The sequence below is a fragment of the Paenibacillus sp. J5C2022 genome, assembly GCF_025567625.1.
GTDB lineage: Bacteria > Bacillota > Bacilli > Paenibacillales > Paenibacillaceae > Pristimantibacillus.
The window spans coordinates 37,843-51,523 of sequence record NZ_JAOQJC010000022.1; the positions used below are offsets into that span (position 1 = coordinate 37,843).

The following is a 13,681-nucleotide window of genomic DNA, read 5'->3' on the forward strand; positions in this document are numbered from 1 at the left end:
CTTATGAACGCCTATACTGAAATCGTAAGCCGTAAGCTATTGCAGCCTCTGTCAGACTTCAACCAACAGGAGGAGGTTAGTTGCATGAATCAGAAAACTGTAGCGGTAGTGGGCACATTCGATTCCAAAGGGGACGAGTTCGCCTTCGTAAGAGATTTGCTTCATGAGCTTGGCTTGAACACCTGCATGATCCATTGCGGGGTCTTCGCTCCGAAGTTCGAACCGGACGTATCCAATGCGGAAATCGCGGGAGCCGCAGGAGAGGATATCGAGGATATCGCCGCCAAGCAAGACCGCTCCCTGGCCACAGACGTATTGGCTCGCGGCATGGAGCAGTTGATTCCCAAGCTGTATGCGCAGTGCAAGTTCGACGGCATTCTGTCGTTCGGCGGCACAGGCGGCACCTCGATCGCCACCCCAGGCATGAGAGCGCTGCCGATCGGCGTGCCGAAATTGATGGTGTCGACCGTAGCATCTGGCAACGTCTCGCAGTATGTCGGAACGAGCGATGTGATGATGCTCCCTTCGATCGTTGACGTATCGGGACTGAATTCCATCTCGATTCGTATATTCACCAATGCGGTCAAAGCCATTGCCGGCATGCTGACATTCCAGACAGAGCATCAACTGGAGCGAAAGCCGCTCATCGCCGCGACGATGTTCGGCGTAACGACACCTTGCGTGAATGCAGCCAGAGCGCACTTGGAAGCGAAAGGGTATGAAGTCCTCGTCTTCCATGCAACGGGAACCGGGGGCAGGACGATGGAACAACTGATTGAATCCGGATATTTCGCTGGGGTGCTCGACATGACGACAACAGAATGGTGCGACGAACTCGTCGGAGGAGTGCTCAGCGCCGGACCGAATCGGCTGGAAGCCGCGGTTCGTGCCGGAGTGCCCCAGGTCGTCTCCACAGGCGCATTGGATATGGTCAACTTCGGTCCGGCCGATACGATACCTGAGCAGTTCCGCGATCGGATCTTCTATAAGCACAATCCGACGGTTACGCTGATGAGGACAACCGTTGAGGAGAATATCAAGCTGGGCGAGATAATCGCGAATAAGCTGAACAAGGCCGCATCTCCCACCGCCTTAATGCTGCCGCTCCGGGGCGTGTCCGCACTGGATGTGGAAGGACAGCCTTTCTATGGCGAGCAGGAAGATCTGGCCCTATTCGATACCTTAAGGCAGCGTATCAACCGCCAAGCAGTCGAGCTGATCGTCATGAATACTGACATTAACGACGAGCAATTCGCACATGCAGCAGCCTGCAAGCTGATCGAACTGATCGAGAAGAATGACAACAAAGAGGAGGAAGCATCATGAGAGCAACACGACAAGCGATCGTCAATCGATTGAAAGCGCAGGTCAAGCGCGGCGAGATGATTCTAGGAGCAGGAGCGGGTACGGGCATCTCCGCCAAGAGCGGCGAAGCGGGCGGAGTCGATCTGATCATTATCTACAATTCCGGACGATACCGTATGGCCGGACGCGGCTCGCTGGCTGGGCTGCTGCCGTATGGCGACGCCAACGGCATCGTCGTCGATATGGGCAGAGAAGTACTGCCGGTCGTGAAGGAGGCGCCAGTACTGGCGGGCGTATGCGGCACTGACCCGTTCCGGTTAATGGACGTATTCCTGAAGCAACTGAAGGAACAAGGCTTCGCCGGCGTGCAGAACTTCCCGACAGTGGGCCTGATCGACGGCGTCTTCCGCGCCAATCTGGAAGAGACCGGCATGGGCTACGATCTGGAAGTGGAGATGATTCGCATTGCCCACGAACTGGATCTGCTGACGACGCCATACGTATTCGATGAAGCCCAAGCGGCCAAGATGGCAGGGGCCGGCGCCGATATATTAGTAGCGCACATGGGCTTGACGACGAAAGGAACGATCGGGGCCAAAACCTCCCTAACGCTGGAGCAATGCGCCCAGCGGGTTCAGGCGATCGCCGAGGCGGGCAGATCCGTCAATCCGGACATTCTGGTCCTCTGTCACGGCGGGCCGATTGCCGAGCCGCAGGATGCCGAATATATATTCCGCCATACAACAGGAATTGACGGCTTCTTCGGCGCATCAAGCATCGAACGGTTCGCCGCCGAGACAGGTATCCGTCAGCAGGCGGAGGCATTCAAGAACGTCAAGCTGGTCTAGCGCACCTCCTTCATGGACAAGAAAAAAGCCTTGTTGTCCGGCTTCGCCGGCAACAGGGCTTATGGAATGATCATCGCTACGAATTGTTATCCTACCGAGGAGTTCAGCCTGCCTAGTTCGTCCTCTACCAGTGAGGTCAGTTCGTCCTCATATCCGCCCGTAATGCGATACTTGCGAATATAGTCCTTCACAAACTTCCTTGGGTCCTTGGGTTGAAAAATTCTCGTTAGTTCCTTCAGGCTTTCCTTGACTTCATTCTGGCTATGCTTCGCCATGAAATCTCCTCCTTATACACTGGATGGTCGTCCTAAACAGTAATAATCGAGAACGTATGCGGCTCTTACACCGCAAGAACCCCCCTTCGGTGCAGGCAACTCCATGGCCATTCGAGTCACAATGTTTTCATTTTTCTTACTATTATAACAGTTCGCTCAGCAATAGAAAAGTGAACTATTCCTAATCCCGCCTGTTATCGTCACAGGAAATATCATCCATGCCGGAATCCTTGGATGCCGCAGCTTCTGAAGCCGGAGCGGAAGACAAGGGCTCAGTGCTTGTATGAGCCGACGCCTTCTCCTTGCGGAACAGCCTTAAGTAGGCGACTACTCCAATGATGGCAACCGCTATTCCGAACGCAAGCACAAGCGTCGTTACCCAGCCTTGAACCAAGTCCTCGCCTCCTTTCTTCTACTAATATACATCGGATTTCCGGCACCGGTTGTGTATAGCGCTTCCGAGATACGCTTCATCTTCCATATATTTGCTGTAATTATAACAAATTGAAGAAGCGCATACAACCTTGCGGCTTTGAGCTTCCGTGCCAGTTTATTCCGTTACCTTCAATACCGTATGTCATGACCCACATGATGCACATCATATGCTTAACAGGTTCATACGTTACAAGATGCGATAAGTTCCGCTGCCCCAGGCCAACAGCTTGCCCGCTTCATCCTTCACTTCCGCCAGCAAGGTGAGCGTACGTCCCGAGCGATGGAGCAGCTCGGATTCGCACAGCAGCTGTCCGCTGCCGATGTTGGCCAGGAAATGGGTGTTCATATTCGCCGTCAATGCGCTATCGTTCGTCTCCGCCAGCATGACGACAATGCCCATCGCGCTGTCCATCATGGACATCATCACCCCGCCGTGCACGATGCCTAGCAGGTTCAGATGAGAAGGAGCAACTTCAAGGCATATTGTCGCTCTCTTCTCATCGGCATGCACCACCTCGCAGCCAAGCAGCCCCCAGAAGGTGGATTTCGCCCGCTCCGCAAGGCGGGTTATTTGCCCGGCGTCATCCGCTTGCTGCTGAATCCACTTCTCGTCTCCCATGCCTGTCACTCCTTCTGCCGGACTGCGCCAGCTTCTGCGGAGGTTTCCTCTTCGACTAGCTTGCGTCGCAGCACCTTTCCGACCATCGTCTTTGGAAGCGTTTCCCTGAATGTATAGTGATGGGGCACCTTATATGCTGCAAGTCTGGTCCTGCACCATTTGTCCAGTTGACTTCTTGACACCTGCCAGCCCTCCTTCAGCACGATACATGCCTTCACCGTCTCCCCCCGATAATCATCCTTCACGCCGATAACGGCAGCCTCCCGCACAGCGGGATGCTCATACAGTACTTCCTCCACTTCCCTAGGATACACATTGAACCCGCCGGCGATAATGACGTCCTTGATGCGATCCATAATGATAAAATACCCGTCTTCATCCATCGTCGCCAGATCGCCTGTTCTCAGCCATCCGCCTTGCAGCGTCTGCGCAGTCTCTTCGGGTCGATTCCAATAGCCCTGCATGACCTGCGGACCGCGTACGACCAGTTCGCCGAGCTCGCCTTGCGGCAGTCTCTTCCCCGTGGCCGGATCGATAACGGAAGCGTCCGTATCGGGAAGCGGCACGCCGATTGTACCGATCTTGCGATGTCCCCAGATTGGATTGGCATGCGTAACCGGCGCCGCCTCCGACAGACCGTAGCCTTCGATCAACCGTCCGCCGGTCATCGCTTCGAACTGCTCCTGCACCTCCAGCGGCAGAGCGGCGGAGCCGCTAATGCAAATATTGATGGAGGTCAGGTCCATCTCGGCGGAGCGGGCATGATTGATTAGCGCGACATACATCGTCGGAGCGCCAGGGAAGACGGTCGGCCTCTGCTCCCGAATCGTCCGAAGCACCGTATCCGTCTCGAAGCGCGGAAGCAGGATCAACATGCCTGCTCGCATGACGGATAAATTCATCAGAACCGTCAAGCCGAACACATGGAACAAGGGGAGCGCAGCGAGAAACTTCTCCTTGGCCTCCTCCGCCTTGTAGCACCAGGCCGCAATCTGACAGGTGTTCGCGACAAAATTGCGATGGCTCAGCATGACGCCCTTCGGCGTCCCCGTCGTACCTCCCGTATACTGCAGCGCCGCCAGCTCATCGCCTTGCGCAAGCGGCGGAAGCTCAATGGAAGGAATGCGCCCGCTCATCAGCTTGCGGTAAGATCGGACGCCTAGCCGGCCGTACGGGATACGGGAACGGAATCCTTCCTTCCGTTGCTTAATGGGGTAGAGCATGCTCTTGGGAAAGGGCAGGCCGTCCTTGATCGACGTAATAATAACATGCTTCAAGTCCGGCACGGGCCCGTTGTCCGGATCATCGCCCCTCACGCGGGAAAGCCGATCATACAGCAAATCCAGCGCAATGATCGCCGATGCTCCGCAGTCCTTCAATTGATGGAGCAGCTCCCGCTCCACGTATAGCGGATTCGTCTGCACGACCACCGCTCCGGCCAGCAGGACCCCATAATAGGAGATAACCGCTTGCGGACAATTGGGAAGCATGATGGCCACGCGGTCCCCCTTCTGCAAGCCTAACGCGGCCAGATTGGAGGCAAGCCGCACGGCATCCGTATGAATGTCCCGATAAGTCAGCGTCTTGCCCATAAAGTGTACGGCGGGATGATTCGGATAGCGATTAACGGCGTCCAGCAAAAATTGGGCAATGCTCCCGTTCGGATAAGCAAGCGTCGGCTCCACTTCGCCGGGGTAATGCTTAAGCCAGGGACGGGTAAGCGGCGGCTCTTCGTACGGGGCTGCTTCAGAGGCAGTCTCTGCCGCTTCAGCCTGTTCCGGTTCTGCTGCTTCTGCCTCTGACGGTGCACGGAGAGCTTCTTCCATGGCGACTTCTTCTCTTGCAGTTCCTTCTATTGCGGCTGCATCAGCAGTTGCCTCTTCCGCTGTACCACACTCTTCTCCCTGCCCCGATACTTCCTTTTTCGCTTGTGCAGTCTCCTCTCCACTCTCCTCCGGATCAGAATAATTGGGTATAGGCGAGTCCTCCGGTCCAATCCTCGACATGACTGATCTCCCCCTTTATACCACATAATGCTCACTTCGAATCACTTTGGCCGCGATCGTCCTCTTCCGCCCGATCGTATCCTTGAGCGGAGCGCGCATGAGCTTCTTCAAGACGGACAGCTGCACTTGAAGCGCATCTCCCTGCTGAAGGGCAGAGAGGGCACGCTTGGCAAGAGAATCCACCTCCTCCATCGTCTCCTGAACGAACACCTCCGCCATCATGACGGCCGTCTCGCCGCTTTCCTTCGCTGCCGCTGAAGCCGTTCCTTGCATCAGCAGCTTCTGTGTACGCAACAGGACGCTCTCCATCGCAAATATTCCAATCATGAGATCGGCTAATACGCATAGCACCTCCTGCTCCTGCTCTAGTGATGTTCCATGAGTCTGCACCGCGAGACCGAGTGCCGCCAGACAGATCCGTTTCGCTTGCGCGACCCGGTATGTCTCCTGACTTAGCGGCTCCTGGAATACCGGCAGCGGCATAGGCTGCATCAGCTCCGCCTGCAGCGCCTGCACCTTTTGCAGCAGCGGGATTTCCCCTTTCATCGCTCGCTTCAGCAGCGTGCCGGGAATGAGCATCCGGTTGATTTCGTTCGTTCCTTCGAATATGCGGTTGATTCTGGAATCGCGATAGATGCGCTCTACTTTGTATTCGCGGATATAACCGTATCCGCCGTGTATTTGCACCCCCTCGTCGATAATGTGGTCCAGCGCTTCTGATGCAAATACCTTCACAATGGAGCATTCCAGCGCATATTCGCCAATCGCCTCCGCAGCCATCATTCCTCCATTGCCGAGGCCGTCTCCAGCGGCTTCTTCGGAACTTCCCAGCATGCTGTCGATCCAGCCCGCCGTCCGGTATACCATGCTCTCCAGCGCGAACGTGCGGATATTCATATCCGCCAGCTTCGCTCCGATGAGCGGATAGGAGGAGATGGCGCGGCCGAACTGCTTGCGGGTGTTGGCGTAACCGCTGGAGAGCGCGATCGTCTCCTTGGACGATCCGAGGCAGGCTGCACCAAGCTTGAAGCGCCCGATATTCAATATGTTGAAGGCAATCTGATGTCCCTTGCCCACTTGACCGAGCACATTGTCAACCGGCACCGGCACATCCTCCAGGAAGAGAGGGCAAGTCGACGATCCTTTTATCCCCATCTTATGCTCCTCGGGTCCGACGCTGAACCCTGGATAGCTCCTCTCCACAATAAAAGCCGTAAAATGCTCTCCATCTACCTTGGCATACACAATGAAAATATCCGCGAATCCGGCATTCGTAATGTACAGCTTCGATCCGTTCAATATATAATGCTGTCCGTCTGCTGAAAGCTTCGCTGTCGTGCGCGCTCCAAGCGCATCGGAGCCGGAAGCCGGCTCTGTCAGGCAGTAAGCGGCAATTCTCGTGCCGGCGGCGAGATCCGGCAAATACGTCTCCTTCTGCTTCGCCGTTCCGAAGAAGACGATGGGCAGTGTGCCGATTCCGGTATGGGCGCCTACCGACAAGGCGAAGGAAGAAGATCTGGCCATCGTCTCGGCCAGCAATGTCGTGCTTACCTTATCCAGTCCCAGCCCCCCGTAAGGCTCCGGCACATCCGCCCCCAATAAGCCAAGCTCTCCCGCCTTGCGCATCAGCTCCACCGTCAGCTCGTAATTGAGCGCTTCGATCTCCGCATCGCGCGGCGTTACTTCCGCGGCCAGAAATTGCTCTGCCGCCTGCGACATCATTCGCTGCTCCTCGGTAAAGTCCTCAGGCGTCACCACCGCCCCCGGCAAGCTGTCCTCGATCATAAACCGCCCGCCGAATCGCACTTTGTCCGCCATATGCGGCCATCCCCCTTTCCGAATAACACGTCACTTCGCGCTTAATAGCCCGCATATACTTCAAGCACGCCGGCTGCGCCCATTCCGCCGCCTACGCACATCGTCACCACGCCGATGCCGCCACCGCGGCGGCCCAGCTCATGAATGAGCGATACCGACAGCTTGGCGCCCGTACAGCCCAGCGGATGGCCAAGCGCAATCGCTCCGCCGTTCACATTGACCCGCTCCGCATTCAGCCCGAGCTCCCGGATAATGGGCACGCACTGCGCCGCGAACGCTTCATTCAGCTCGAACAGATCCACTTGCTCCTTCGTAATGCCAGCGCGATGCAGCGCCCTCGGTACGGCTTCGATCGGGCCGATGCCCATAATCTCCGGAGCGACGCCGGCCAGGCCGAAGCTTCGGAATGCGGCCAGCGGCCGCAGGCCATGCCGCTTCGCGGCTGCGCGGCTCGTGACGATAACGGCAGCCGCTCCATCGCTCATCTGAGAGGAATTGCCCGCGGTAACGGTGCCTTCCCTTGCGAATGAAGGCTTCAACGGAGCCAGTCTCTGCACGGTCGTCTCCGGCCTGACCCCTTCATCCGTATCGAACGTGAAGACTCGCTCCCAAGGCCTGCCCGCATCATCGCTACCCGACCTCCTTACGGTCATGGGCACGATCTCCGCCCGGAAGCTGTTCGCGGCAATCGCCGAAGCAGCCTTCTGATGGCTGGAGGCGGCGAACTCGTCCTGATCCTGACGGGTAACGCCGTAGCGGCGGGCCACCTCCTCGGCCGTGTGGCCCATCCCCATGTACACTTCCGGCATGCTCTCCGCGATATCGGGATGCGGAGACAGGTGAAAGCCTGTCATCGGCACATGGCTCATGCTCTCTACGCCTCCGGCCAGTATGCACTCCGCCTCCCCGAGACGAATCCGTTCCGCCGCATACGCAATGGCCTGCAGCCCGGATGCGCAGAAGCGATTGATCGTGACGGCCGGCGTCGAATCGGGAAGCCCTGCGTACAGGGAGATGATCCGGGCGACATTGAGTCCTTGCTCGCCTTCCGGCATAGCGCAACCGAGAAGGACATCCTCGATCTTCCCGGCGGATAGATCCGGCACTCTGCTCAGCAGTCCCTGGATGACAGCCTTGCCCATATCCTCCGCCCTCGTCTCCGCCAGACTCCCCTTCTTCGCCTTGCCAACCGCCGTTCGTGCAGCGGCAACGATAACGGCGTCGCGATCATGGTTGTCGAACAGTGATTTCGGTGTCATGCACTTCCTCCCTTCGGCTCGCTGGTGCGAGCCTGATACATGCGAGCGTGTGATGCTCATTGACTGCTGCGCGTTCAGTTGCGAAGCGGCTTGCCCGTCTCCAGCATATGGCTCATCCGCTGCTGCGTCTTCGGCTCGCCGCATAGGCTCAGGAACGCTTCGCATTCCAAATCCAGCAAATACTGCCCGCTTACTTCCGTGCCGGACGCAACATGCCCTCCAGTCAGCACATGCGCCAGCTTCCCTGCAATCCGTTCGTCATGCGGGCTGATATAGCCGCTAAGCTTCATGGACTGAATGGCCATCGCGAGCACAGCCTTGCCCTCTCTTCCCGCTACGGCGCTGCGGCGCTGCGGCGGCGGCACGTAGCCTTGCCTGTCAAGCTCCAGACATTCGCGCTTCGCTTCCCCAATGCGTGCATCCTGCCTCATAATGACGCGGTCGCCGGGACGATGGAAGCCGAGAGCACGCACACCGAAGCCGCTCGAGGAATGCTTCGCCATCGCGATCGTCTCGAATAGCTGGTTCAGCTGCGGCTGGAGCAGCATGGCGCTTGCTTCCGACCGGCCGCCGGACGCCGCCTGCGCCCGGTCGGCCGCCAGCATGGCCGCCGCCATGCAGCCCCCGCCCGCTGGAATAAGCCCGACACCTGTCTCGACCAGCCCGAAGTACGTCTCAGGCGAGTAGACGATTCGGTCCGCCGGAAGACAAGCTTCCACGCCGCCGCCCAGCGTCATCCGATGCGGCGCGGCGACGACCGGTCTGTCCAGCGCAGCGAGCAGCCCCATACTCCGCTGGAAGTACCGGATAATGTCCTCCACCTCATCCCATTCGCCGCTCTGGGCCTCCATAAGCAGCAAGGCCAGATTGGCCCCTACACAGAAATTGCGCCCTTCGTTCGCGATTACGAGTCCCCGCCAATTGCGCGATACTTCCTCGGCTGACAATGTGATCGCCGACAGTATATCGCCGCCGATAGCATTGTTCTGAGAGTGGAACTCCAGGCAGACCACATCGTCTCCGATATCGATCAGGCTGGCTCCCGGCGTAGAGAGAACAGTTCTGCCCGCTTCCTTCAAGGCCGCCAGAGAGATGCAATCGCGTTCGATGCTCTCTTCCCGTTCTCCCCCGGCATGGGCATAGAAGCGTCTCGCCCCTTCGCTCCGGTAGAAGCTGGTGCGGCCTCCGGCAATCCACTCCTTCACCCATGCCGGAACGGCATCTCCTTCCTGCTCCATACGCCGGACAGACTGCTCCAGACCGATCGCATCCCACAGCTGGAACGGGCCAAGGTCCCAATTGAATCCCCAACGCATCGCTTTGTCGATATCCGACAGATGGTCCGCGATAATCCCGTTCAGGCCGGCGGCATAGAGGAGCGTGCGCTTCAGGCAAGCCCAGGCGAATCGGGCGTGAGCATGCTTCGGCGCGGCCGACAGCAGAGTCCTCACCTTGGCGGCGGCCCCTCCTGCGGACTTCACCGCCTCGAGAACGGGAGAAGAAACGCGCAGTTTCGGTCCGTAATCCAGCGTAGCAAGCTGCAGCGACTGGATGACGCTGCGTCCCCCACCTCCGGATGTTTTGCGATAGAACCCGGCCCCCGACTTGCCCCCCAGCCTGCCTGACTCCACAAGCTTCACCAGCAGTTCGGGTCTGGCGAATATCGCCTTCTCCTCGGCATCGGCGCTTCTCTCCCGGACATTGTCCACGACATGAAGCAGCGTATCCAGCCCGACCATATCCATCATCCGGAACGTCGCCGTCTTCGGCCTGCCCATCGCAGTTCCCGTCAGCGCATCCGTCTCCTCTACCGTCAATCCGTATCGGACCGCCTCCTCCAGTGTCACCAGCATGCCGTAGGCGCCAATCCGATTGGCAATGAAATTCGGCGTATCCCGTGCGAGCACCACCCCCTTGCCCAGTCTTTCCTCGCAAAGCTCCGTTAAGAGCGCAACCGTCTCGGGAGATGTCTCTGCGGCTGGAACGATCTCTACCAGCTTCATGTACCTTGGCGGATTGAAGAAGTGCGTGGCGGCGAAGTGCCGCCTGAAATCATCGCTTCTTCCTTCGGCCATCTCTCCAACGGACAGACCGGACGTATTCGTCGTCACAAGCGACCCAGGCCGTCTGGCCGCATCAATGCTTTCCAATACCTTGCGCTTGATATCAAGACGCTCCACGACAGCTTCGATAACCCAATCCGCTTCTCCCACAGCGGAGAGATGGTCGCTCAGATTGCCGCTCTGAATTCGGCCAATCCATGATGGATCATAGAGCACGGGCGGCTTGGCGGCTTGTATTCGCTTGACGGCCTCGTCCGCCAGCCGGTTCCGTACTACGGCATCCTCCTGTGACAATCCCTTGCTGCGTTCCTCCGGCGTCAGCGAACCCGGCACGATGTCCAATAGCTTCACTTGCATGCCGGCATTGGCCAAGTGAGCGGCAATTCCCGCCCCCATTACACCCGAACCGATCACGACGCCCCTGCTTACTCTGTCCGCCTGCCTCATTCGCCCATGCGATGGCATCATCCCTGTTCACCTCGCCCCAATTTGTCTCCCGGCGTGCCGAATATGCTCTCTGCCAACAGCTCCGCCACATCTCTGGCTGCCACTTGCTCGTTCTTGGCCAGCGCCTTCAGCCCATCCTCCATCATCGTGAGGCAATAAGGACACGCCGAGCTGATGACGGTCGGCTGTACTTCCAACGCTTGCGCCGTTCTGGCATAATTGACCCGCGTTCCCGCATGCTCCTCCATCCACATTAATCCTCCGCCTGCGCCGCAGCACATCCCGTTGCTCCGGGACCGCTCCATCTCCCTGACGACGACGCCGGGAATGGCTCTCAGCAAGCTTCGGGGAGCCTCATATTGATCGTTATAGCGTCCCAGATAGCAGGAATCATGGATGGTCACTTCTTCCTCTACCGGATATTCCGGCTTCAGCCTCCCTTCCTCCACAAGCCGCCTCAGCAGCTCCGTATGATGCTCTACTGCAATGTCCCGGGGCATGCCGAAGTCGGGGTATTCATTCTTGAATGTGTTAAAGGTATGCGGGCATGCCGTGACAATATGACGAATCTCATACTTCCGCAACGTGTCGATGTTGTCCCGGCACAATTGCTGGAACAACAGCTCATTGCCTATGCGCCTTGCAGTATCGCCTGAGCTCCGTTCTTCTCCTCCAAGTGTGGCAAAGCGCAATCCCGCGCATGTCATCAGCTTCACCAAATCGTATAGAACACGCCTGCTCCTGGTGTCATAGGCTCCCATAGATCCCGCCCACAGCAGAATTTCCGGCGGCTTGCCGCCGCTTCTCAGCCTCTCCCCCATCGTGTCCACGCGTATTCCCGTTTTTCGCTCGCAATCGTCAATCCATTCCGCCCGTTCAGCGCGCGGCAAGCCCCATGGATTGCTCTGCCGTTCGATATGTTGCAGCGCGCGCTGTCCGTCGGCGGGAAGCTTGCCCTCCATGAGGACCAGATGCCGCCGCATGTCGATAATTTTGTCTACATGCTCGTTGCCGACCGGGCACTGCTCCTCGCAATTGCGGCAAGTCGTGCACGACCACAACTCCTCCTCCGTCATCACGCCGCCGATCAGAGCAACCTCCTCCGCCCGCCTGCCCTCCTGCACGCTCCAGGCAGCCTTCTGGGCCGCCATCGTGGAACCGATGCCGATCGCAAGCTTCCGCACTCCCTCTTCGCCCCGCGTCGACTCATGGACGCGAGAGTCATCCGTTGCCGGAATAACCGCTCCCATTGCATGCGCGGCCTCTGTCCCGCCTCGCTGCCACAGGCCTGCGGGCATCCAAGGCGAGCGGGATGTGATCGCCGCCCCCCTCTCGGTCAGGTGATCTCTCAGCTTCACGATCAGATGCATCGGCGACAGCAGCTTCCCGGTATTGGAAGCCGGACACACATTCGTACAGCGGCCGCATTCCACGCATGCATACAGATCCAGCAGCTGCTTCTGCGTAAAATGCTGAATGTCTCCCGCCCCGAAGCTCTCCGCTTCCTCGTCCTCCAGATCCAACGGAGCCAGCCTGCCGGGGGGATCGCTGCGCCGGAACCATAAATTGACAGGAGCGGTCAGCAGATGAAAGTGCTTGGATTGCGGCACGTACACGAGAAACCCGAGCAATACCAGCAGGTGAAGCCACCAGAACAGCTCGAAGCCCACATGAGCAGCGGCGCTGCCTTCGCCAATGCCAGTCGCCGCCAGCGCTTCGGATATCGGACCGCTAACAGGGGCATGGGCTGTGGACGGGAGATGATTCCCGCCTGCCGCTGCCAACCGCTCGAAGGCAAGCGACAAGAGTACGGTCATCATAAGAGTGCCGATAAACCACAAGACAATGGAAGGCTTCCATCCCCTCTTCAAGCGGGGAAGCCTCTCTATGTAGCGCCTGTAGCCGCCGTAGCAGACCGCCGCCAGCACCAGGGCAACGGTGGTCTCCTGCATCCAGGCGAACTCCGGATAGTAGGGCAGCGGCAGAGCGTCGCCCCCGCTCAGCCCTTTCCAGAGCAGATCAAGCGCCCCGAATTGCAACACAATAAAGCCGTAGAAGTAGACAAGATGCATCGCTCCGCTGCGCGCATCCTTCAGCAGCCGGCGATGGCCGAGCACCTCGCCCGCCGTTCCGTTCCCTTTGCCCTGCGACTTGTAGCGCTTGAATGTAACGGGCACGCCAAGCCGGATATGGCCTACCCTCCGCCATACGACTGCCGCGAACATCCATACCATGCCTGCGACCACAACGGCAAACAAGCCCCACCGTATCCATGCGCCAATGCCTTGCATCCCTCCCATCAGCTGGAGCTGCGCTGTCAATGCCTGTTCCTGTCCCGTCCACGCAGTAGCGCCGGCAATTCCGTCTGGCCGATGCCGGATGCTCCACCAGGCGCCTGACATCTGATCCGCCAGCTTCAGGGCTGCGGACATGGCTGTGTCAAGCATCCCTATCAACGCCATCTTCGATCCCTCCTCCGCATGAGGATATGTGCACGCTTATTCGCTTAAGATTCTTTTTCGTCTGTAGACCCATTCGCTTGACGTTCCATTCCACTTGATGCTCCATTCCACTTGATGCTCCATTCCACTTGATGCTCCGTTTCG

The 13,681-nt window shown here is 58.3% G+C and carries 10 protein-coding genes; 2 read left to right on the plus strand and 8 right to left on the minus strand.

Translation table 11 applies throughout. The features are described from left to right. Nucleotides 1–84: 84 nt before the first annotated feature. Nucleotides 85–1,326, plus strand: a complete 1,242-nt coding sequence (locus M6D81_RS18025) for a Tm-1-like ATP-binding domain-containing protein (protein ID WP_262678309.1) — start codon at nucleotides 85–87, stop codon at nucleotides 1,324–1,326. After that, nucleotides 1,323–2,153, plus strand: a complete 831-nt coding sequence (locus M6D81_RS18030) for a phosphoenolpyruvate hydrolase family protein (protein WP_262678310.1) — start codon at nucleotides 1,323–1,325, stop codon at nucleotides 2,151–2,153. Before M6D81_RS18025 ends, M6D81_RS18030 begins: the two co-directional genes overlap by 4 nt. An 86-nt stretch (nucleotides 2,154–2,239) precedes the next feature. On the opposite strand, the gene M6D81_RS18035 is transcribed toward M6D81_RS18030, so the two are convergent. The 8 genes from M6D81_RS18035 to M6D81_RS18070 all read right to left on the minus strand — a co-directional run bounded on the left by M6D81_RS18035 (nucleotide 2,240) and on the right by M6D81_RS18070 (nucleotide 13,366). Continuing rightward, nucleotides 2,240–2,428 (minus strand): hypothetical protein, encoded by a 189-nt coding sequence (locus M6D81_RS18035; RefSeq protein ID WP_068687297.1) that lies wholly within the window; start codon nucleotides 2,426–2,428, stop codon nucleotides 2,240–2,242. Between the two features lie 181 nt (nucleotides 2,429–2,609). Continuing rightward, a complete protein-coding gene (locus M6D81_RS18040; RefSeq protein ID WP_262678311.1) occupies nucleotides 2,610–2,822 on the minus strand; it encodes a hypothetical protein in 213 nt (70 codons plus the stop codon). 228 nt (nucleotides 2,823–3,050) lie between these two features. Further along, nucleotides 3,051–3,482: a PaaI family thioesterase gene (locus M6D81_RS18045; protein WP_262678312.1), complete on the minus strand. Its 432-nt coding sequence runs from the start codon at nucleotides 3,480–3,482 to the stop codon at nucleotides 3,051–3,053. Between the two features lie 5 nt (nucleotides 3,483–3,487). After that, the gene (locus tag M6D81_RS18050) at nucleotides 3,488–5,488 is read right to left on the minus strand and encodes a long-chain-fatty-acid--CoA ligase (protein WP_262678313.1); all 2,001 of its coding nucleotides are present in this window, start codon (nucleotides 5,486–5,488) and stop codon (nucleotides 3,488–3,490) included. A gap of 15 nt (nucleotides 5,489–5,503) precedes the next feature. Beyond that, a complete protein-coding gene (locus M6D81_RS18055; RefSeq protein ID WP_262678314.1) occupies nucleotides 5,504–7,306 on the minus strand; it encodes an acyl-CoA dehydrogenase family protein in 1,803 nt (600 codons plus the stop codon). A 41-nt stretch (nucleotides 7,307–7,347) separates the two neighbouring features. Then, complete coding sequence (locus M6D81_RS18060) at nucleotides 7,348–8,565, minus strand: acetyl-CoA C-acyltransferase (RefSeq protein ID WP_262678315.1); 1,218 nt, start codon at nucleotides 8,563–8,565, stop codon at nucleotides 7,348–7,350. Nucleotides 8,566–8,639: 74 nt separating this feature from the next. After that, nucleotides 8,640–11,096 (minus strand): 3-hydroxyacyl-CoA dehydrogenase/enoyl-CoA hydratase family protein, encoded by a 2,457-nt coding sequence (locus tag M6D81_RS18065; protein WP_262678316.1) that lies wholly within the window; start codon nucleotides 11,094–11,096, stop codon nucleotides 8,640–8,642. Then, nucleotides 11,093–13,366 carry a (Fe-S)-binding protein gene (locus M6D81_RS18070; RefSeq protein ID WP_410795755.1) on the minus strand — a complete coding sequence of 758 codons (2,274 nt, stop codon included), beginning with the start codon at nucleotides 13,364–13,366 and terminating at the stop codon, nucleotides 11,093–11,095. Before M6D81_RS18070 ends, M6D81_RS18065 begins: the two co-directional genes overlap by 4 nt. Nucleotides 13,367–13,681: the final 315 nt, after the last annotated feature.